This is a genomic window from Caulobacter sp. 05L422 (genome assembly GCF_056397765.1).
Genome location: NZ_JBFTOB010000029.1, coordinates 41,517 through 62,353, shown reverse-complemented (window position 1 = coordinate 62,353; position 20,837 = coordinate 41,517). Strand labels below are relative to the sequence as shown.

Sequence of the window (20,837 nt, the reverse complement as noted above, 5' to 3'; positions counted from 1 at the left end):
GGCGAACGGGTGGCGCGGATTCGCCTGACCTGCTCCGAAGGTGGGGATAAATAGGCTTTGGTCAGCCAAAGTCAATCGTTGGCGATTTCGGCCGCCAGCGCGGAGCTGAGGTCGCCGCCGGCCGCAACCGCAACGCCCGCAAGGCCCAGCCACGCGGCCATGAGCCGCAGTTCTGTCGCCAGGGCGGCGGGCGTCGCGGCGTTGGCGCCCAGCTCACGATGGGCGGAGAGAACCCGCAGCAGGCCCGCCTTGCGATCCGCCTTGAGATCGACACGAGCGGTGATCGCCTCGCCCTGCAGGAAGGGCAGCACGTAGTAGCCGTGGGTGCGCTTGTGGGCGGGGGTGTATATTTCCAACCGTATACGGACGTCGAACAGGCGCTCGGCCCGTTCGCGGAACCAGATCAGGTTGTCGAACGGGGAGAGCAGGGCGTTGGCGGTGATCTTGCGCGGCCTGCGGACGTCGGGCGCCAGATAGGCCGGCTGGCCCCAGCCCTCCACCTCGACCGGGACCAGGTCGCCGATCTCGACCAGCTCGGCGACGCCGCGTCGGGCGTCGGCGAGGGCCATGCGGAAATAGTCGCGCAGGTCGCGCTCGGTGGCCACGCCCATGGCCCGGGCCGCGCGGCGCAGCAGCACGCGATGCGCCTCGGCGCGCGAAGGCGTCGGCGCCGACCAGATCGCCTTGGGCAGCACCTCTTCCGGCAGCCCGTAGACGCGTTCGAACGTCCCGCGCCGGGTGGCCGTGGTCAGCTCTCCCGCCCAGAACAGGCATTCGGTCGCTCGCTTGGCCTCGCTCCAGCCCCACCAGCCGCCCTGGCCACGCTCGCCCAACTCCAGTTCGCCGGCCGACAGCGGGCCGCGCTCGTGGATGGCCGCCAGCGCCTTGTCGATGAACGGCCGGTGCTCGGCCAGGAACCTGGCGACGCCCTTCCACACGCCGACGCCCTGGCGCGCATCGTCCATCCGCCATCGCAGCAGCGGCTGCAGGTCCAGCGGCATCAGCGAGGCCTCGTGCCCCCAGTATTCGAACAGCGTCGGCTTCTTGCCCCAGGCCAGGTCTTCCAGAAGGGGGCGTGGATAGGCGCCCAGACGCGAGAACAGCGGCAGGTAGTGCGAGCGCGAGACGACGTTGACGCTGTCGATCTGCAGCAGGGCCAGTCGCTCGATCGCGGCGGTCAGATGCCGGCGGGTCGGTTTCTCGGGGCGGCTATCGGCGAACCCCTGGGCGGCCAGGGCGATGCGACGGGCTTGCTTGTGCGACAGGGTTTCGACCATGGACCGAGTGAGCATGGCCGCGCGTCCGGTGACAAGCTACCGGGCCGCGCACTGCTGACGGATGAAGTCACCATGGGCGGGCAGAGCGGCCGCGTCGTCGGCGGCGATCTTGCGAAGATCGGCCAGGAAGCCGCGAAGCTGGTCGTCTGTGAGTTGGCCGGTCATCGGGTGATGGTTTTCCGGCGACACGCCCTGGCCCTCCAGCACCTGAAGCCAGCTGGCCTCGAGGAACAGGTCGTCGGGATCGCGGAACAGCCGGCCATGGGTGCGGAAAAGCTCGACCTTGCGGGTTAGTTCGGCGGGGACGGCCATCTCGCGACAGGCCTTCCAGAACGGCTCCGTGCGTTGGTTGGCCCAATAGTGCAGCACCAGGAAGTCGCGGATACGCTCGTATTCGAGGCCCGTCTGGCGGTTGTACTCATCGATGTCGCGCTGGGCGAAGCCCTTGTCCGGGAACAGGTTCAGCAGGCGCGACAGGCCGGACTGGATCAGGTGGATGCTGGTCGACTCCAGCGGCTCCATGAAGCCGCTGGCCAGGCCCAGGGCCAGGACGTTCCTGTTCCAGAACCGCTTGCGGCGGCCTGTGACGAATTTCAGCGTCCGAGGCTCGGCCAGCGGCTGGCCTTCCAGGTTGGCCAGCAGTTGGGCGACGGCCTCGTCCTCGCCGACGAAGCGGCTGCAGAATACATAGCCGTTGCCGGTGCGGTGCTGCAGCGGAATGCGCCACTGCCAACCGGCGGGACGGGCGATGGCCTGGGTGTAGGAGCGGGGCGGTCCGACATTGGCGGTGGGCACGGCGATGGCGCGGTCGCAGGGCAGCAGGTCGGACCAGTCCTCGTAGCCGGTCTTCAGCGCCTGTTCGATCAACACCCCATGAAAACCCGAGCAGTCGATGAAGAAGTCGCCCTCGACGACCTCGCCGCTCTCCAGGGTCACCGAGCGCACGAAGCCGTCGGGCTCGCGCAGCGTCGTGTCCAGGATCTTGCCCTCGGTGCGGACCACGCCCAGGCGTTCGGCGTGGGCGCGCAGAAAGCGGGCATAGAGGGCGGCGTCGAACTGGAAGGCGTAGGTCAGGGGCTCGGGCGGGCCGCCGGCTTTGCGGACCGCGCGGTCGAAGCGTCCGGCGAAGGCGGCCCGGGCGTTCAGCGAATAGTCCCACAGCGAATGGTCGTCGCCCTGCTGTCGGCCCGCCAGCCAATAGTGGTGGAATGGTACGGCGCCCAGCGGGCGTCCGATCTCTCCGAAGGCGTGGATGTAGGATTGGCCGGGCGAGCGCCAGTCGACGAACTCGATGCCCAGCTTGATCGTGCCCTGGGTGGCCGCGAGGAAGGCGTTCTCGTCCAGGCCCAGGAAGGCGTTGAAGTTGCGGATCTGGGGGATCGTCGCCTCGCCCACACCGACGGTTCCGATCTCCTCGGACTCCACCAGGCGGATATTGACTGTGTCGCCCATGGCCCGGGCCAGCAGGGCCGCGCTCATCCAGCCCGCCGTGCCGCCGCCGACCACGACCACGGACTTGATCCTGTTGTCGCTCATCCCTGCGTCTCTTCCATTCCAGGCCCCTCTCTTTGGAAGAGTCCCCAATGCATCTATCCCTGAAAGAAAATCCCCGCCGGACGGAGCCGGCGGGGAGGTCGCAGGGGAGATGCTTTAGAACCGGTACGAAACGCCGACCATGTAGGTGGTGCCGTACTTCTGGTAGTCGACGGTCCGGCGAGGATCGCCGTTCTCGTAGGTCTTGAACGGCTCGTCGGTGATGTTGTTGGCCTGCAGCAGGATCGACAGGCCGTCGAGCGAACCCTCGCGGAACTCGTAGCCGATCTGGGCGTCGAGCACGGACTCGGTGTCGACGGTCCGATAGATCCGCGCGGCGCTCAGGCCGGCCACTTCGCCCAGGAACTTGCTGCGATAGCGGTTGCTGATCCGGGCGTTGAAGCCGTTGTTCTCGTAGTAGAACGTGGTGTTGACCACCTTCTTCGAGAGGCCGGGCATGTCGATCGCCGCCGAGTTCTCGTCCAGCTTGACCGAGCTGTCGGTGTACGAGCCGCTGATGATCAGGCCGAAGTTACGCAGGGGTTCGAAGAAGATGTCGCCGGTGACCGAAGCCGACAGTTCGATCCCGCGGATATAGCCGCCCTTGCCGTTCTGGGGCGCCTTGGCCAGGCCCTGGGTGGTGCCCAGCAGGGCTTGCTGGGCCGGCGTCAGCAGCGACAGGAAGGGCGAGAAGTCCTCGATGGTCGAGGCGCTGGAGTTCACGAAGTTCGACAGCTTCTTGTAGTAGGCGGCGGCCGAAATGTAGGCCGAGCGACCGAAGTACTTCTCCAGCGAGATATCGATGCCGTCGGCGATGTAGGGCCGCAGTTCCGGATTGCCGCCTTCGGTGCTGAAATAGGACGTGTTCGGGTCGGTCGATTGCAGGTTGGCCAGGTTCTGGTTGAACGACTGGCTGGCGCGCAGTTCGTCCATCCGGGCCCGGGCCAGGGTGCGGGCCGCGCCGAACCGCAGGAAGGTCTCGTTGCTGAGGTCGAACGTCAGGTTCAGGCTGGGCAGCACGTAGGTGTACTTGTCGCCGCCGTCGTTGGTGGTCGGATGGGCGGTGTCGGCCGGGTTGACGCGCACCCCGGTCGACGACTGGTCGGTGTAGACCACTTGCAGGCCGGTGTTGCCCTTGACGGGAATCGAGCCGACCGTGCTGTCGATGTCGAACTTGGCGTAGGCGATCTGCACGTCTTCCTTGACGCCCCAATTGCGGGTCTGGACCGCCGGGCTCTGGTCCGCGATCAGCGTGTAGACGCCGTTGTCGAGCAGGTAGGTCGGGTCATAGGCCAGCATGGCCTTAATGCCGATCAGTTCGAGGCTGACCGTGCCGATCAGCGCCGCCTGCGGGATGGGGCGGCTGAGCGGCGCGCCCTGGGCGATCGTGCCGCCGAAGGTCAGGAAGCTTTCGTGCACTTCCTTGGACTTCTCGCGGCGGCTGGCGTTGTAGCCGAACTCGACCTTGTTGATCGGACCCCAGGCGAGTTCGCGCTCGGCTTCCAAACGGATGGCGTTCAGTTCGTCCTTGATCGCAGGCGTGTTGTAGAAACCCGCCTGGGTCAGGGCTCCGCCCGTGGCCGCGCCGCCGTTGGCGCCCGCGCCCCAGCCCTGCGGATCGGTCAGCATGAACAGGGTCGAGTTGGTGTAGTCGAGCGTCGAGCCGAAGGTGGTGCCCGCGCCCGGCGTGGTGTTGAAGGTCATGGTGTCGGTGGCGCCGACGCCGGCGGGGCCCGTACCCGAATAGGACTCCAGGATCACGTCGCGACGCTTGGCGTCGGAGTGGCTCAGATCGGCCGACAGCGTCCAGCCGTTGTCGGTGTCGTAGGCGATGTTCCAGCCGGCCGACTTCAGCTTGGTGTTGCGGGTGTTGAGGTCGTTGCGCATGACCCCTTTCACGCCAGTATAGGTGCCCTGGGTGATCAGGCCGTCCTGGGCGGTGTAGCCGGGCTGCAGCACGGCCGAGCTCCAGTACAGGGGCAGTTCGATGCCGCGCAGGATCTGCTTTTCGCGGAACTCCGAATAGTAGAGGTCCAGCGAGGTGCGGAACTTGTCGGTCGGGGCGTATTCCAGCACGCCGATCACGCCGGTGCGCTTGAGGTTGTTGGACTGCACGTACGGCTTGGCGCCGCCGATGACCAGGTCGCCCGAGGCGGTGGTCGGATAACCCCACGCGTTGAAGCGACGGCTCTGGGTCGGGGTCGAGATGTCCGAGACCGCGACGGCGACGCCCAGCGTGTCGTTCAGGAACTGGTCGACATAGGTGGCGCTGAAGCGATGGCCGGTGTCCTTGGCGTCCGGGTTCAGCTTGTCTTCGCTGTTGAACTCGTAGCGGGCGTTGGCCGACAGGACGCGCTTGCCGTACTTCAGCGGGCGGATCGTCTGCAGGTCGGCGGTGCCGGCCAGGCCCTGGCCGATCAAGGCGGCGTCGGGGGTCTTGTAGACCAGCACGCCGCTCAGGATTTCCGACGGATACTGGTCGAACTCGACGCCGCGGTTGTCGCCGGTCGAGACCTGCTCGCGGCCGTTCAGCAGCACGGTGTTGTAGTCGGGACCCAGGCCGCGGATCGAGATCGACTGGGCGCGGCCGTCGAGGCGTTGGGCGGTCAGGCCGGGCAGGCGGGCCAGGGACTCGGCGATCGAGGTGTCGGGCAGCTTGCCGATGTCCTCGGCCGACACAGCCTCGACGATCGAGCTGGAGGTCTTCTTCATCGCGATGGCGTTTTCGATGCCCGCGCGGATGCCGGTGACGGTGATTTCCTCGACGGTGTCGGCGCTCGGCGCGGTCGTGTCCTGGGCGTGGGCGACGCCGGCGGCCGTCAAAAGCAGCGCTAGGCCGGTGGCCGCTCCGCCCATCAGCCGCGCTCGGCGCGGCACGGAATTGGTCGTCATCTGATGCTCCCTCCCAATCGGTTCCCGCGGTTTCGCCGCGGTGATCCAAGCTTCGTTGTGAAAATTACTGCAAATAAACGCATTGGATTGCAACTGGAAAAATGGACAAAATGTCATGTGTGGCTTTTTGGTCGAGGTTCCTGCGCGATTGGCATCGAAATTTGGGTGGGAGCCGCTTGTTTGGGGCGATGAGAGGCTGATTGACAGGCTTGCTCGGTTTCTGCAAAAGATTGCAAACAATGGATCGGCGCGATGTCGGACGGTCCTGGACAGCAGGGAAGGGGCAGGGGGCGTGGCAGTTTCGGGGGCATGGATGAGTCGATCGGCGGGCGCCGCGTTCGTCGCCGCCGCGATCACGACCGCCGGTTTCGCGCAGCCCGCGACGCCCGTTCATCCGGTCAATTCGGCGGCGTATCTGGATCGCGCGCCGCGGGACGAGGTGATCTATTTCGTCTTGCCCGACCGCTTCGCCAACGGCGACGCGGCCAATGATCGCGGCGGTCTGGTCGGTGATCGCCTGAAGACCGGCTTCGATCCCGCCGACAAGGGCTTCTATCACGGCGGCGACCTGGCCGGCCTGACCGGCAAGCTCGATTACATCCAGGGCCTGGGCGCCACGACGATCTGGCTGGGGCCGATCTTCAGGAACAAGGTGGTGCAGGGACCGCCCGGCCAGGAGTCCGCCGGCTATCACGGCTACTGGATCACCGACTTCACCGACGTGGATCCGCACCTCGGCACGCGGGCCCAGATGAAGACCTTCGTCGACGCCGCCCATGCACGCGGCATCAAGGTCTATCTGGACATCGTCGCCAACCACACCGCCGACGTGATCCAGTATCGCGACTGTCCGGCCGACGGCTGCGACTACCGGTCCAAGGCCGACTATCCGTTCGTGCGGAAGGGCGGCGTCGCGGGGCTCGCGATCAACGACGGCTTCCTGGGCGACCAGGCCGAGCGGCAGACGGCCGAGAACTTCGCGCGGCTGACGCGGCCGGACTTCGCCTACGCGGTCGATATTCCCAAGGGCGAGGCGACGGTCAAGAAGCCGGCCTGGCTGAACGACCCGATCTGGTACCACAACCGCGGCAACAGCCGATTCGTGGGCGAGAGCTCGACCTATGGCGATTTCTCCGGCCTGGACGACCTGGCCACCGAGAACCCGCGCGTCGTCCAGGGCTTCATCGACATCTACGGCCAGTGGATCGACGACTTCGGGATCGACGGCTTCCGGATCGACACCGCCCGCCACGTCAATCCCGAGTTCTGGCAGGCCTTCGTGCCGGCCATGCTGGCTCGGGCCAAGGCGCGGGGGATTCCCAACTTCCATATCTTCGGCGAGGTCGCTGAAACCACGCCCGGAATGCTGGCCCGGTTCACGCGGGTGGACGGCTATCCCGCCGTGCTGGACTTCGCGTTCCAGGGCGCGGTGACCGACGCCGTCAACGGCAAGACCGGGACCGACGGCCTGGCCCAGCTGTTCGCGCAGGACGCGCTCTACGAGGGCGGCGAGCAGGCGGCGCTGCAACTGCCGACCTTCCTGGGCAATCACGACATGGGCCGCATCGGCCATTTCGTTCGCGCCGCTCATCCGGACGCCTCGGACGAAGAGGTCACCCGGCGTGTGGTCCTGGCCCACGCCTTCCTGATGTTCACCCGCGGCGCGCCGGTTCTCTATTACGGCGACGAGCAGGGGCTGGTCGGCGTGGGCGGCGACAAGGATTCCCGCCAGGACATGTTCGCGACGAAGGTCGCCGAATACGCCTCCGCCCGGCTGGTCGACGGCGCCCCGGCGGCCGGCGATCACTTCAAGACCGACCGGACGCTCTACAAGGCGATCTCGGCCATGGCCCGGCTGCGCGCCGCCGAGCCGGCCTTGCGCGGCGGCCGCCAGGTCGTGCGCGCCGCCGGCGACAAGCCGGGCCTGTTCGCCGTCTCGCGGATGACCGACGCCGGCGAGACCCTGGTGGCGTTCAACACCGGCCTGACGTCGGTCGCGGTCCAGATCGAGGTCGACTCGACCTCGCGGGCCTGGCGTTCCGCTCACGGATCCTGTGCGGCCGCCGCCACGGCGCCCGGCAGCTATCGGGTCGAGATCGGCCCGCTCGATTACCTGATTTGCGTTTCGGAGGTTGGCCAGTGACGGTCGAGACCCTTTCAAAGCCGTCGGCCCATCTGATCCACGACCGCGACTGGTGGCGCGGCGCGGTGATCTACCAGATCTATCCGCGCAGCTTCGCGGACTCGAACGGCGACGGCGTGGGCGACCTGCCGGGCGTCACCGCCCACCTGGAGCACGTCGCCTCGCTGGGCGTGGACGCCGTCTGGCTGTCGCCGTTCTTCACCTCGCCGATGAAGGACTTCGGGTACGACGTCTCGAACTATGAGGATGTCGACCCGATCTTCGGGACCCTGGCCGACTTCGATCGCCTGATCGAGAAGGCCCACGCCCTGGGCCTGAAGGTGATCATCGACCAGGTGTTCTCCCACACCTCCGACGAGCATCCGTGGTTCAAGGCCAGCCGCCAGGACCGCGCCAATCCCAAGGCCGACTGGTACGTCTGGGCCGACGCCAAGCCGGACGGCTCGCCGCCCAGCAACTGGCAATCGGTGTTCGGCGGTCCGTCCTGGACCTGGGACGCGCGCCGTCGCCAGTACTATCTGCACAACTTCTTGTCGGCCCAGCCCGACCTCAACGTCCACAGCCCGCAGGTGCAGGACGCCCTGGTCGCCACGGCGCGGTTCTGGCTGGATCGCGGGGTCGACGGCTTCCGCTTCGACGCGATCAATTTCGCGATGCACGACCAGGCCCTGACCGACAATCCGCCGATCCTGAACGGCGAGGGCAAGCGCACCCGGCCGTTCGATTTCCAGCACCACTTCCACAACCAGTCGCACGACGACATCCCGGCCTTCCTGACCCGGCTGCGTCAGCTGGGCGAGGCGTACGGCGGCCGCTTCATGGTGGCCGAGGTCGGGGGCGAGCGGGCCGACAGCGAGATGAAGCTGTACACCCAAGGGCCCGACCGCCTGCACAGCGCCTACGGCTTCCTCTACCTCTACGCCGACACCCTGGCGGCCGACCTGATCCGGCGGGGCACGGCCATGTGGTCGGGCGAGGAAGGGCAGGGCTGGCCGTCCTGGACCTTCTCGAACCACGACGCGCCGCGGGCGGTGTCGCGTTGGGCCCGGGGTCGCGATCCCAAGGCCTTCGCCGAGATGTCGCTGCTGCTGCTGGTCAGCCTGCGCGGCAACGTCTTCATCTACCAGGGCGAGGAGCTGGGCCTGCCCCAGGCCGAGGTGCCCTATGATCGGCTGCAGGACCCCGAGGCCATCGCCAACTGGCCCGAGACCCTGGGTCGCGACGGGGCCCGCACGCCGATGCCGTGGGTGGCGGTCGCCGCCCACACCGGGTTCTCCAAGGTCGAGCCCTGGCTGCCGATCGATCCCTCGCACATCGACCTGGCCGTCGATCGCCAGGAGCGCGACGGCGACTCCACCCTGAACCTGACCCGCCGCGTCGTGGCCCTGCGCCGCCGGCTGCCGGGCCTGCGGACGGGCGGCATGACCCTGGTCGAGGCCCCCGAGCCGCTGCTGGTGTTCCTGCGCGGCGAGGGCGCGGACCAGGTGCTGTGCGCCTTCAACCTGGGCTTCGAGACCACGGCCTGGGACCTGCCGGCCGGCTGGCGCATCGTCGAGAGCGTCAACCTGGCCGGGGAGGGCGCGCTGCCGCCGATGGCCGGTCTGGTGGCCGTGAAGGCCTAGCGCCGCCGCCCGCCGCCGCGCATGCCGCCCATGTGACCGCCAAAGCCGCCGCCATAGGCCCCGCGATCGAAGGACGGCCGGCTGGCGGCCTGGCGCTCGAACCCGCCGCCCGAGTTGCGGTCGCGTTCGAAGCCGCGGTCCCGGCTGGCCCGCTCGGCGTCCAGCGACGGGGCGGGGCGGTCGGCCTTCTTGAACTGTCCGCCGCCGCCCGCCTGTTCCCAGCCGTCGGCGCCGTGTTTGTAAACATTGCCGTCCTTGCCGGCGTAGACGTTGCCGTTGATGTCGACGACCCCGCCCTTGGAGATGTCGCCGGTGTCGCGGTCGTAGTGGATGTAGCCCGCCCCGGCCGCCTGGCCGCCGCCGGGGCCCTGGGTGTTGAACCCGCCGATCGCGCCCGCGCCTTCCTGACCGCGTCCGGCGACGCCGGCCTGGTTGGTCACGCGGCCGGTGTTGGTGTTGACCACGGTGCGTTGACCGCCCGCCACGCCTTCGCCGGTGTAGATATTGGAGATCGAGCCGCCCTGGCCCGCGACGACGCGGCCGGTCTGGGGATTGTAGCGCACCCCGCCCGCCGCCGCCGTCGAGCGGCCCGTATAGACATTGGTGTTGCGCCCGGCATAGCCATAGCCCCGTCCTTCGGTGGCGGTGTTGTAGTAGCCGCCCTGTCCGGCGCGCCCGTAGTTGCCGGTGTAGGGGTTGGCCCAGGCCGCCCCGGTGCCGGCCACCACGCTGTTGCCCCAGCGGCCGTAGACGTTGCCGGCGACGGCCCCGCCGCCCCAATAGCCGGGATAGTATCCCGGATAGTAGCCCCAGGGGCCCCACCACGGGTCGTACCAGGGATCGTACCAGCCCCATCCGAACGACAGCGCCCAGCCCAGGGCCACGCCGTAGCCGAACGCCGCGCCGTAGCCATAAGGCGTCGGGCAGCCGTACCAGTAGGTTCCGGTCCAGCTGGAGCACGGATAGCCCGTGCCGTAGACCACGACCCCGTCGCTGACGACGGCGCCGTAGTAGCCGGGGGTGTAGCCGACATAGACCTCGTCGCCATTGGTCCCGTAGATGCTGACATAGGTCACGTAGTGCAGCGGCGAGCTGCTGGGGATCCGGTAGATCTCGGCCGGCACCTGGGTGGCGGCGACCCAGGGGCCGGTCGGGGCGGGCGCGCTGAACCAGACGCCGTTCTGCAGGGCGTAGTAGCCCGCCGCCCCGGCCCTGATCACCGGGGCCTGCGAGTTGATCGCATAGCTCAGCCCCGTGCCCTCGATCGGCTTGAACTGCGGCGCGCCGTCGTACTGGGGCTGGAAGCGGGCCTCTTTGCGGCTGACGGTCGCCGTCTGCGGAACGGCGTTGGCCACCAGGGATTCCCGTGCCTCCGGCGTGCCGGGGATCGAGGCCAGCACCGCGCCCTTGGGGCCGTCGCTGGGGATCTTGGCGAAGTCGGCGGGCAAGGTCTTGGGATCGACCCAACGCCACGGCCCCTTGGACGAGGAGGCGGTGAACCAGCGTCCGGCGATCAGCACGTACCAGCCGCCCGAGGGGTCGATCAGGACGTCGGCCGGAGTGTTGGAGACGTACTTCAGCGAGGTGCCGGGGAGGGCGGCGAAGGCGGGATCGCCGTCGACCATGATCAGTTCGGCGGGGTGGGTGCGAACGGCGATCTTCGCGCCGGGCAGGGTGGCTGGAGACCTAGGCTGGGCCTCGGCCTGAGCCGAGGGCGGCTTGGCCGGCGCCAACTTGGCCGCGGCCTGGGTCACGGCGGCGGGCGGTTTGGCGGCGGCGGTCCACGGTCCGTCCAGCGACGTCGCCGTCGCCCACTGGCCGTCGCGCGACAGATAGAATGCGCTCTGGCTCTTCAGCAGCACGGCGCGGGTGTTGATCACCCGCTCGACGCCGGTCACGCCCGAGGGCTTCAGGACCGGCTGGCCGTCGATCAACACCAGGATGGTCGGCGCGAAGGCGAACAGGATCTCGGGCGGATTGTTGTCGACCGGCTGCGAGGCGCCCGCCGTATTGCCGGCCTGGGTCAGGGCCAGGGAGGCCTCCAACTGATTCAGGCTGGCCACCAGGCTGGTGGTCGGCGCCACCTTGCGGGCCAGGGCCAGATAGCGTGCTTCCTGATCCTTGGCCGTCGGGAAACTGGCGCGGTCGATGGTCAGGTTGCTGAGCACCACCTCACGGGCTTCCTTATCGGTTTCCGTTCGGGCGGTCAGCCACAGGACGCCGAATTCCTGCTGAGCGATCGCCTTGCCGGAGGCGTCCTTGGCCCCGCCGGTCTTCACCGCCATGACGGCGCGAGCCTTCAGCGTGTCGCCGTTCCAGGAGTCGATCTCCGGGCGATAGAGCGAGAACTCCACGCCATCGACCTGATAGGGGCGGGGCCAGGGTCGGGCGTCGATGGTCTTGGGCGCCGTATCGGCCGGTTCGGCCGCCATCGCCAAGCTCAGGTTCCACGCGCCGCCGGACAGCCCGGCGAGGCCCGCCTCGGCCGCCATCGACAACGCCAGGCCCACTGCCAGCCAGTTCTTCACGCCTGCCTCGCTCACGGTTTCCGGACCAGGCCTTCTGGGCCCCGTCGCAGGTTGAGCGCGCAGTTTTGTCTTGCCCCAGGAGGGGCTCCATAGGGTCATCGCCTCAGGCTCGACCCCGTAAATCGCCTAGAGCGTGGCGCCCGAAAGTGGATGCCGGTTTCGGCGCCCGCCACGCTCCAGGTGTCAGCCCCCGCAGGACTCGCGGATGATCAGGTCGGTCGGCACGCGTTCCGAGCGGCTGGCCCCCTGGCCGCTGGCGTCCAGCAGCTTGGACACCATCAGCCGGCCGGCCTTGGCCGTGTCTTGCGAGATGGTGCTGAGCGCCGGGCGCGAATAGCGGGCGAACGGCACGTCGTCGTAGCCGATCACCGAGACGTCGCCGGGGATCGACATGCCCGCGTGTTGCAGGGCGCGGATGGCGCCCAGGGCGATCAGGTCGGAGGCGGCGACCACCCCGTCGAACTTCACCCCGCGCTGGATCAGGGAGTCGACGCTGGCCTCGGCGGACTCGACCTCGAAATGGGCCGGCACGATCAGTTCGGGATCGACGCCCAGGCCGAACTGCTCGACCGCGTCCAGATAGCCGCGATGGCGCTGCATGGCCTCGGGGGCTTCGGTGTCGCCCAGGAAGACGATGCGCTTGCGGCCCAGGCGGGCCAGGTGCAGCGTCGCGCGCTTGGCGCCCAGCGGGTTGTCGGAGCCTACCGAGCAATAGGCTTGGTCGGGCAGTTGCGCGCCCCAGACCACGAAGCGGCCTTCCGTCTCTGCCAGGCGGTTGAAGGCGGTGTGCAGCCAGCTCTGACCCAGGAAGATCACGCCGTCGGCCCGACTGGTGGTCATGGCCGCCGACAGGTCCTCGAAACTGGTCGGCGCCACGTGGCTGATCATCAGGTCGCAGCCGCGTTCGCGCGCCGCCTCGCCGACGCCGGCCAGCAGCTCGAGGAAGAACGGGTCCGACAGTCGGCCTTCGCGGCCCTGGGGGCGGGGAACGACGATGGCGATCGTGCCCTCGGCCCCGATCGGGCCGGCGGGCATGTAGCGACGGAACGGGTAGTCCATCTCGCGCGCCAGCTTCCAGATCAACTGCTTGGTGCGCGTATTGACGGCCGGGCTGTCGTTCAGCGCCCGCGAGGCCGTGGAAATGGATACGCCGGCCAGCCTGGCCAAGTCTTCAAGCCGCGTCGCGCCCTTGGTCACTATCCCGCCCCGTCCGTGAGTCGCTGCAAATTTTGCCGCAAATCTTTTCAGACCTTTGTTAAGGCGCCGTGGCCATGGTTTTCAAGCGCCGTCGAGGGCGGATCACGCGCCTTGATCGGCCGGGATCCGAGACCGTCGGCGGGCAAGACTCCGCGAAGCTCGGGCAAGGTGTCGGCAAGTCTTGAAAATTTATGCAATCTTCTGCCGACTTGACGGTGGTCCGAGCGTCTCTTCGCATGGCTCTCGCGGTGTTTCGGTGTCAGGCTGCCGAAACACGACCCTGGAAATGCCGGGAAATCCTGGAAAATCTCGTTGCCAGGGAGGGCGTCGCGTGCACAAATGCACGCACATAAAGCGCTGAAAAAATTTGCGCAAAGCTCTGACGAAACGGAGCTATCAGGGGGAGCGGATGGCGACCAAGGCCCGGCTGAATTTCTTCCAGATCTGGAACATGTGCTTCGGGTTCTTCGGGATCCAGATCGGCTTCGGCCTGCAAAACGCCAACACCTCGCGAATCTTCCAGAGCCTCGGCGTCGAGGTGAACCACCTGGCCATCCTGTGGATCGCCGCGCCGGCCACCGGCCTGCTGGTGCAGCCGATCATCGGCTATCTCAGCGACAAGACCTGGGGGCGCCTGGGCCGGCGTCGTCCGTACTTCTTCTGGGGCGCGATCCTGACCAGCGCCGCGCTGCTGGTGATGCCCAATGCGCCCGTGTTGTGGATCGCCGCGGCCGCCCTGTGGGTGATGGACGCCTCGATCAACATCACCATGGAGCCGTTCCGGGCCTTCGTCGGCGACAACCTGCCCGACGAGCAGCGCGCCTCTGGCTACGCCATGCAGAGCTTCTTCATCGGCACGGGCGCGGTCCTGGCCTCGGCCCTGCCGTGGATCCTGACGAACGGGTTCTCGGTCAGCAACGTGGCGGCCGACGGCGGCGTCCCGCCCGCGGTGCACATCGCCTTCTACGCCGGCGCGGCGGGCCTTTTGCTGTCGGTGCTGTGGACGGTGTTCACCACCCGCGAATACAGCCCCGAGCAACTGGCGGCCTTCGAGGCGTCGGAGCGGGCGCTGAAGGGCGACGCGCTGGCGGCCGTTGCCGACGCACCGACCCGCGCCGTCCGCGCCTACATCGTCGGCGGCCTTGTCTGGACTGTGGCCGGCCTGGCCCTGGCCGTCGCGATCTTCGTCACGCGGCTGGAGAAGGAAGTCTACGTCCTGGCCGCCATGATCGGCCTGTTCGGCGTCGCCCAGCTCGTCGCCGGCCTGTTGCGACGGAGCGGGCGGACCGCGAACGGCTTCTCCGAAGTGGTCGAGGACCTGTTCCGCATGCCCGCCACCATGAAGCAGCTGGCGGTGGTGCAGTTCTTCTCGTGGTTCGGCCTGTTCGCCATGTGGATCTACACGACCCCGGCCGTGACCGCCTTCCACTACCACGCCGCCGATACGGCCTCGCGGGCCTATAACGACGGCGCCGACTGGGTGGGGGTGCTGTTCGCCCTCTACAACGGCGTGGCCGCGCTGGCGGCCCTGGTGATCCCGCTGATCGCCCGCGCCTTCGGCCGCAAGGCCAGCCACGCACTGTGCCTGGGCCTGGGCGGCCTGGGCCTTGCGGCGTTCCCGCTGATCCGCGAGCCCGGCCTGCTGTGGATCCCGATGATCGGCGTGGGCTTCGCCTGGTCGTCGATCCTGTCGGCCCCGTACTCGATCCTGTCGGGCGCGCTGCCGGCCCGGAAGATGGGCGTCTACATGGGCATCTTCAATTTCTTCATCGTCATCCCGCAACTGCTGGCGGCGACCATCCTGGGCCTGCTGCTCAAGGCGTTCTTCGGCGGCGGGGCGATCTGGGCGCTGGTGCTGGGCGCGGGCTCGATGCTGGCGGCCGCCGCCTGCGTGTTCCTGGTCCGCGACGTGGGCGAACCCAAGGCGACGCCGGTCCAAGCCTCGTCTTCCGAAGCGCTGTCAAAAGCCTGATCCACGTCGTTATCGACGCCATCATTTCACGAGGTAGTTCCATGCGTTGCCTGAAGATGCTCGCCCTGGTTTCGGTCGCCGCCACGGCCCTGGGCGCTGTCGCCCACGCCGAGACGCCTACCACCTGGGCCTATGCCGCCAAGACCGGCGTCGGCGCGTCCTACGAAGCCTATGTCGACGGCGCCTACAAGGACGGAGGCCCGACCGGCGCGGTGTCGAAAGTCTGGTTCTCGATCGCCGACGGAACCGTGACCGAGACCATGTACGGCTTGATCCACGAGGCCCAGATCAAGCAACTTCGGGTGGCGGTGAAGACGTCGACCGGCGTGGCCGTCGAGGGCGCCGACACCACGTCTAAGACCGAATACCTGCACCTCGACGCCGCCGGCCGGCCGCTGTCGCCCGCCTACAAGGTGACCACCACCGACAAGCAGGGACGCTTCGAGATCGAGAAGCGGATCTTCACCGACCCGGACCGCAACGCCCTGTTCGTGCGGGTCACGGTCCGCGCGCTGAAGGGTCCGGTCACGCCGTTCCTGGTGTTGGAGCCGCATATGGCCAACACCGGCGGCGGCGACACGGGCGCGGCGACCGCCGCGGCCATGACCGCGTCCGAGGGCAAGGCGTTCCTCAGCCTGAAGGGCGGCAAGCCGTTCGTGAAGGCCGTCGCCGCGCCGCTGGGCGCCGACGCCCTGGCGGCGGTGAAGGCCGCGACCCTGACCGGCGCGGCCTCGGCCAAGGGCGCGATCGTCCTGACCGCCCAATTGCCCCAGCAGGCCTCGGGCGAGGCGACCTACGACTTCGTCATCGGCTTCGGCGGCGACGCGGCGGCCGCCGACCAGGCCGCCTCGGCCACCCTCAAGACGGGCTACGACGAGGTCCTGGCCCGCTACAACGGCGAGGGCGACCGCGTGGGCTGGGAGGACTATCTGGCCTCGCTGACCGAACTGCCGCGCCTGCGCGAGGCCTCGGAGGACGGCGGCAAGCTGGTCCAGGCCAGCGCCCTGATGCTGAAGGTGCAGGAGGACCGCACCTATGCCGGCGCCCTGATCGCCTCGCTGTCCAACCCCTGGGGCGACACGGTCGACGCCTCCAAACCCTCGACCGGCTACAAGGCCGTCTGGCCGCGCGACTTCTACCAGTGCGCCATGGCCCTGGCGGCCCTGGGTGACAAGCAGACGCCGCTGGCGGCCTTCCACTACTTGCCCCAGGTGCAGGTCAAGGCCGACACCAAGGGCAACACCGGCGTCGGCGGCTGGTTCCTGCAGAAGACCTGGGTGGACGGCACCACCGAGTGGGTCGGCGTCCAGCTGGACCAGACCGCCATGCCGATCATGCTGGGCTGGAAGCTGTGGAAGCTGGGCTGGCTGCCCGAGGCGGACCTGAAAGCCCATTACGGCAAGATGATCAAGCCGGCCGCCGACTTCCTGGTCGACGGCGGCAAGGTCGGCGTCGGCTGGAACCATGAGACCATCAAGCCCCCGTTCACCCAGCAGGAGCGCTGGGAAGAGCAGGGCGGCCACTCGCCCTCGACCACGGCGGCCACCATCGCCGGCCTGGTGGTGGCTGGCGACATCGCCGAGCTGGCCGGCGACACAGCCGGCGCGGCCCGCTACCGCGCCACCGCCGACGCCTATTCGGCCAAGGTCGAGGCGCGGATGGTCACCACCAAGGGCCCGTTCGGCGACGGGACCTACTATGTCCGCCTGAACCAGAACGAAGACCCCAACGACCACGCTCCGATCGGCGCCGCCAACGGCCAGATCGCGCCGCCCAAGGACCAGGTGGTCGACGGCGGCTTCCTGGAACTGGTGCGGTACGGCGTGCGCCGGGCCGATGACGCCGCCATCGTCGGCAGCCTGCCGGAGCTGGACGACACCAGCCGCGCCGACCTCTACCGCGTGCGCTACGACTTCGCCTTCCCGGGCGTGACAGGCGAGTTCCCCGGCTGGCGGCGCTACGACGTCGACGGCTACGGCGAGGACGCCAAGACCGGCGCCAATTACGGTGTCGGTGGCAAGATGACCCCGGGCCAGCGCGGCCGGGTCTGGCCGATCTTCACCGGTGAGCGCGGTCACTACGAACTGGCCCTCGCTGGCCTGAACGGCAAGCCGGACGCCGCCGCGATCCAGAAGATCCGCGACCGCTACGTCAAGGCGATGGAGCTGTTCGCCAACGACGGCCTGCTGATCCCCGAACAGGTCTGGGACGGCATCGGACCCAACCCACACGGCTATGCGCGCGGCGAGGGCACGGACTCGGCCACGCCCCTGGCCTGGTCGCACGCCGAATACGTCAAGCTGCTGCGCTCGGTCAGCGACGGCCAAGTGTGGGATCGCTACGCGCCGGTGGCGGCGCGCTACGCGAAGTAGGGCGCGCAACCTCACGACGATCCGGGCGTTTCCTGGGCGTAGCTTAACCGTGAGAGATCGCCATGACCGACGCCTCGCCCCTCCGGAACAAGGCGTCGGCGGCGCTTGGCTTCGCGCTGGTCGGCGCCGCGGCCCTGGGCGCGGTACCGGCCGACGCGGCGGACTGGTGGTACGTCAACCAGGGCCAGGACCGGGTGATGCTGATCGACGTCGCGTCGATCAAGCCCGGCAAGGGCGGCCAGCTGACCTACTGGAACACCCAGGTCGTCGCGGACGGCGCGGATGACGGCGTACGGATGACCAAGAGCTACATGCTGGCCGACTGCGCCAAGGCGCGGGGCGGCTGGGCGATGATCGTCCGCTACGACCGCGACGACCGACAGGGCGGTGTCGACAGCCTGGCCAAGCCCGCCCTGGCGGCGGTGGAGCCCGGCACCCTGGGCGAGGCGGAACTGAACTTCGTCTGCGCCGGTCCCGACGATCGCGAAGCGGCCGGCGCGTTCGCGGTCGCCGTCGATGCGCGGACCTTCGCCGACGCCCTGATCGCCGCCGGCGACGAGGCGCCCCGTGCGGTGTACGACCGACTGGCCGCCGATCCCGCCACCCCGATCGTCCGCTCCGCCGCGCCCGGACCGGAAACCTTCGGCCGGCGCCAGACGGCGAAGGTCGGACAGCCGCTGGTTCCCCCGCGCGACTACGCCAAGGGGACCGATGTCCCCAACCCCGCGGACTATCCCGCCGACAGCTCCGGCGACGCCTATGACGTGACCTTCGAAGGCCTGGAGGCGGGCGAGATGAAGTTCGAGGTGCGGGGCTACGGCGCCGACGACCTGATCCATCCCGCCATGGGGCAGACGGAGCGTTTCCCCGCCGAGCTCAAGGCGATCCATATCCGCGACCTGGCCATCGATATCGACGCGGTCTCAGCCGAGACGATGACCTACCGCGTCAGGGGCGAGAAGGACGCCGCCGCCCGGTAGCGGCTAGGCGATCGGCAGTTCGAACAACGCGCCCTCGAACGTGTCGGCGCCCCGCCCGATCTCGACGATCGCGGCCGACATCCGGCCGGCCCGCCCCAGCGCCGCGTCGGCCAGGCTGACCACCAGGGCGTTCGGCGTGGCGTAGGGCGCGGCGGCGCGCAGGGCCTGGGCGATCCCGCGCTCGGACCGCTCGGGCGCGCGCTGGCAGGCGATGACGAAGGCCGCCGCCGTCGAGCGGCTGACCCCGGCCCAGCAATGGACCAGCATCGGCCGCCCCGCATCCCAGCCGGCCGCGAAGTCCAGCAACTGGGCGACCAGGGCGGCGTCGGGCGGGGTGAAGCCTTCGCGGAGCTCGGCGATGTCGTGGAAGGCCAGGCGCAGGTGTTCGCTATCGGCGTCGGCGGCGGGCCAGACCTTGTCGTCGGTCGGCGACAACAGGCTGATCAGGTGCGAGGGCCGGTGCAGCGTCCGGGCCGTCTCGACCTGGCTGAGCGGGCAGACGAACAGGGTCATCGCATCGCCATCGCGGCTGAGACGCCCAGCATAACACCGAGTTCGCAGGCTTGCTCGATCCCGCCCAGCACGTCGCCGGTGTGGCCGCCGATCAGTCGGCGGGCGGTCAGGGCCAGGACCCCGGCCAGCACCGCGCCGACCGCCGCGCCCGCCAGGCCGGACCAGCCCAGCAGCGCCAGCGGCCATAGGCCCAGCACGGCGGCGATCAGCAGTTCGAACGGTCGCACGCCGTCGGGCGCGGGCTTGTACTTGGCGTCGTCGCGGTCGCTGACATGGCGTCCCAGCACCATGACCACCACGGCGGCGACGCGGCCGGCGCCGTGGGCGGCGACCAGGGCCAAGGCCGCCGCCGCCAGGGGCAGGGTCGCGAGCGCCGCGACCTTGATCGCCAGCACCAGGCCCAGGGCCAGGACGCCGTAGGTTCCGACCCGGCTGTCCTTCATGATCTCGAGGCGACGCGCGGGCGTCTGGCCGCCGCCCAGGCCATCGGCGGTGTCGGCCAGGCCGTCCTCGTGGAAGCCGCCGGTCACCAATACGCCCGCCGCCACGGCCAGCAGGGCCGGCAGCAGGCCGCTCCACAGCTGTCCCGTCGCCAGCAGCACGCCGGCGCAGATCGCCCCCACCAGGATCCCGACGAGCGAATAGTAGCGGGCGGCGCGGGTGATCCAGTCCGGCTGGAAGTCGGCGAACGAGGGCGCGGGCAGTCGGGTCAGGAACTGCAGGGCGCAAAAGAACAGCTTCAGCTGGCGCGGCATCAATCGGGCCCGGCCAGGACGTCGGCCAGGGCGGCGACGTCGGTCAGCAGGTTGGCGGCCGCCACCAGCAGCGGGGCGGCCAGCGCCGCGCCGGTGCCTTCGCCCAGCCGCAGGTCCAGGTCCAGCAGCGGACGGACGCCCAGGGCCTGGAGCATGGCCGGATGGCCGCGCTCGGCCGAGCCGTGGGCGAACACGCAGTATTCCAGGGCGGCGGGAACCAGGCGCACGGCGGCAAGGGCCGCGGCCGTGCTGATGAAGCCGTCGACCAGCACCACCCGCCGCATCGAGGCCGCGCCCAGCACCGCCCCGACCATCATGGCGATCTCGCAACCGCCGAACTGGGCCAGCACGTCCAGGGGCTCGGTCGCGTCGGAGCGCTGGGCGGCGCGGGCGATGCCGGCGCGCTTGCGAGCCATGCCCTCGGCGCCGTGCCCCGTGCCCTGGCCGATGCAGTCGTCGAGCGGCGCGGGCGCAAGGCGGTGCATGATCAGGGCGGCGGACGAGGTGTTGCCGATGCCCATCTCGCCCAGGGCGATGACGTCGGCCCCGTCAGCCGCCGCGCCCCGCGCGATCTCGGCGCCCTTGGCGATGGCGGCCTGCACCTCTCGCGCGGTCAGGGCCGGCTCGCGGGCCGCGTTGGCGGTTCCGCGCCGGATCTTGGCGACGATCAGGTCGGGATGGTCGGGCAGGTCGGCGTCGACCCCGGCGTCGACCACGTGGACATGGACGCCCGTGGCCCGGGCCAGGGCGCCGACGCTGGAACGCCCCGACAGGAACAGCCCGACCATGGCGGCGGTGACGCTGGCCGGATAGGCCGAGACGCCCTCGTTGGTCAGGCCGTGGTCGCCGGCGAACACATAGAGGTCGGTGCGGGCTATGCGCGGGTCCAGTCGGTTCTGGATCAGGCCGATCCGCACGGCCAGGTCCTCCAGTCGCCCCAGCGATCCTGGCGGCTTGGCCTTGCCGTCCAGCAGAGCCCGCAGCGCCGGCTCGAGCGCGGCGTCGACGGGGGTGATGGCGGTCTGGAGAACGGAAAGGACGATCATGACGGGG

General features: G+C 69.1%; 13 protein-coding genes. 5 read left to right on the top strand and 8 right to left on the bottom strand.

Annotation, left to right across the window (positions count from 1 at the left end; translation table 11 throughout):
• Positions 1 to 71: 71 nt before the first annotated feature.
• The 3 genes from AC1DMQ_RS23270 to AC1DMQ_RS23260 form a co-directional block, all read right to left on the bottom strand.
• Entirely contained in the window at positions 72 to 1,292 is a 1,221-nt protein-coding gene (locus AC1DMQ_RS23270) for a winged helix-turn-helix domain-containing protein (RefSeq protein WP_477035911.1), read from the bottom strand.
• A gap of 21 nt (positions 1,293 to 1,313) precedes the next feature.
• Entirely contained in the window at positions 1,314 to 2,813 is a 1,500-nt protein-coding gene (locus tag AC1DMQ_RS23265) for a tryptophan halogenase family protein (protein ID WP_477035910.1), read from the bottom strand.
• A gap of 114 nt (positions 2,814 to 2,927) precedes the next feature.
• Positions 2,928 to 5,702, bottom strand: coding sequence for a TonB-dependent receptor (locus AC1DMQ_RS23260; RefSeq protein WP_477035909.1), 2,775 nt, complete (start codon positions 5,700 to 5,702; stop codon positions 2,928 to 2,930).
• Positions 5,703 to 6,015: 313 nt separating this feature from the next.
• Between AC1DMQ_RS23260 and AC1DMQ_RS23255 the strand changes: the two genes are divergently transcribed.
• Positions 6,016 to 7,845 carry an alpha-amylase family glycosyl hydrolase gene (locus tag AC1DMQ_RS23255; RefSeq protein WP_477035908.1) on the top strand — a complete coding sequence of 610 codons (1,830 nt, stop codon included), beginning with the start codon at positions 6,016 to 6,018 and terminating at the stop codon, positions 7,843 to 7,845.
• Positions 7,842 to 9,467, top strand: coding sequence for an alpha-amylase family glycosyl hydrolase (locus AC1DMQ_RS23250; protein ID WP_477035907.1), 1,626 nt, complete (start codon positions 7,842 to 7,844; stop codon positions 9,465 to 9,467). Before AC1DMQ_RS23255 ends, AC1DMQ_RS23250 begins: the two co-directional genes overlap by 4 nt.
• Here AC1DMQ_RS23250 and AC1DMQ_RS23245 read toward each other — a convergent pair.
• Together AC1DMQ_RS23245 and AC1DMQ_RS23240 are read right to left on the bottom strand one after the other, a co-directional pair.
• Positions 9,464 to 11,995 (bottom strand): hypothetical protein, encoded by a 2,532-nt coding sequence (locus AC1DMQ_RS23245; protein WP_477035906.1) that lies wholly within the window; start codon positions 11,993 to 11,995, stop codon positions 9,464 to 9,466. The two genes, AC1DMQ_RS23250 and AC1DMQ_RS23245, sit on opposite strands and share 4 nt — an antisense overlap.
• A 183-nt stretch (positions 11,996 to 12,178) precedes the next feature.
• Positions 12,179 to 13,243, bottom strand: a complete 1,065-nt coding sequence (locus AC1DMQ_RS23240; protein WP_477035924.1) for a LacI family DNA-binding transcriptional regulator — start codon at positions 13,241 to 13,243, stop codon at positions 12,179 to 12,181.
• Between the two features lie 358 nt (positions 13,244 to 13,601).
• Here AC1DMQ_RS23240 and AC1DMQ_RS23235 point away from each other — a divergent pair, with 358 nt between their 5' ends.
• The 3 genes from AC1DMQ_RS23235 to AC1DMQ_RS23225 all read left to right on the top strand — a co-directional run bounded on the left by AC1DMQ_RS23235 (position 13,602) and on the right by AC1DMQ_RS23225 (position 18,516).
• Complete coding sequence (locus AC1DMQ_RS23235; protein WP_477035905.1) at positions 13,602 to 15,164, top strand: MFS transporter; 1,563 nt, start codon at positions 13,602 to 13,604, stop codon at positions 15,162 to 15,164.
• 41 nt (positions 15,165 to 15,205) lie between these two features.
• A complete protein-coding gene (locus AC1DMQ_RS23230) occupies positions 15,206 to 17,536 on the top strand; it encodes a glucan 1,4-alpha-glucosidase (RefSeq protein ID WP_477035904.1) in 2,331 nt (776 codons plus the stop codon).
• A 62-nt stretch (positions 17,537 to 17,598) separates the two neighbouring features.
• On the top strand, positions 17,599 to 18,516 hold the full coding sequence (locus tag AC1DMQ_RS23225; RefSeq protein ID WP_477035903.1) for a surface-adhesin E family protein: 918 nt from the start codon (positions 17,599 to 17,601) through the stop codon (positions 18,514 to 18,516).
• Positions 18,517 to 18,519: 3 nt separating this feature from the next.
• Here the strand turns inward: AC1DMQ_RS23225 and AC1DMQ_RS23220 are convergent, their stop codons facing one another.
• Genes AC1DMQ_RS23220 through cobT form a run of 3 tightly spaced genes read right to left on the bottom strand, consistent with a single transcriptional unit; the run spans position 18,520 to position 20,830 of the window.
• Positions 18,520 to 19,029, bottom strand: coding sequence for a tyrosine phosphatase family protein (locus AC1DMQ_RS23220; RefSeq protein WP_477035902.1), 510 nt, complete (start codon positions 19,027 to 19,029; stop codon positions 18,520 to 18,522).
• Positions 19,026 to 19,784 carry an adenosylcobinamide-GDP ribazoletransferase gene (gene cobS / locus AC1DMQ_RS23215; protein ID WP_477035901.1) on the bottom strand — a complete coding sequence of 253 codons (759 nt, stop codon included), beginning with the start codon at positions 19,782 to 19,784 and terminating at the stop codon, positions 19,026 to 19,028. Before cobS ends, AC1DMQ_RS23220 begins: the two co-directional genes overlap by 4 nt.
• Complete coding sequence (cobT, locus tag AC1DMQ_RS23210; protein WP_477035900.1) at positions 19,784 to 20,830, bottom strand: nicotinate-nucleotide--dimethylbenzimidazole phosphoribosyltransferase; 1,047 nt, start codon at positions 20,828 to 20,830, stop codon at positions 19,784 to 19,786. Before cobT ends, cobS begins: the two co-directional genes overlap by 1 nt.
• Between the last annotated feature and the right edge of the window lie 7 nt (positions 20,831 to 20,837).

Excerpts from the sequence above, each read along its gene's own strand:
- AC1DMQ_RS23230 (WP_477035904.1), top strand. The coding sequence starts at position 15,206 with ATGCGTTGCCTGAAGATGCTCGCCCTGGTTTCGGTCGCCGCCACGGCC.
- AC1DMQ_RS23235 (WP_477035905.1), top strand. The coding sequence starts at position 13,602 with ATGGCGACCAAGGCCCGGCTGAATTTCTTCCAGATCTGGAACATGTGC.
- cobT (WP_477035900.1), bottom strand. The coding sequence starts at position 20,830 with ATGATCGTCCTTTCCGTTCTCCAGACCGCCATCACCCCCGTCGACGCC.
- AC1DMQ_RS23225 (WP_477035903.1), top strand. The coding sequence starts at position 17,599 with ATGACCGACGCCTCGCCCCTCCGGAACAAGGCGTCGGCGGCGCTTGGC.
- AC1DMQ_RS23260 (WP_477035909.1), bottom strand. The coding sequence starts at position 5,702 with ATGACGACCAATTCCGTGCCGCGCCGAGCGCGGCTGATGGGCGGAGCG.
- AC1DMQ_RS23265 (WP_477035910.1), bottom strand. The coding sequence starts at position 2,813 with ATGAGCGACAACAGGATCAAGTCCGTGGTCGTGGTCGGCGGCGGCACG.
- cobS (WP_477035901.1), bottom strand. The coding sequence starts at position 19,784 with ATGCCGCGCCAGCTGAAGCTGTTCTTTTGCGCCCTGCAGTTCCTGACC.
- AC1DMQ_RS23255 (WP_477035908.1), top strand. The coding sequence starts at position 6,016 with ATGAGTCGATCGGCGGGCGCCGCGTTCGTCGCCGCCGCGATCACGACC.
- AC1DMQ_RS23270 (WP_477035911.1), bottom strand. The coding sequence starts at position 1,292 with ATGCTCACTCGGTCCATGGTCGAAACCCTGTCGCACAAGCAAGCCCGT.
- AC1DMQ_RS23220 (WP_477035902.1), bottom strand. The coding sequence starts at position 19,029 with ATGACCCTGTTCGTCTGCCCGCTCAGCCAGGTCGAGACGGCCCGGACG.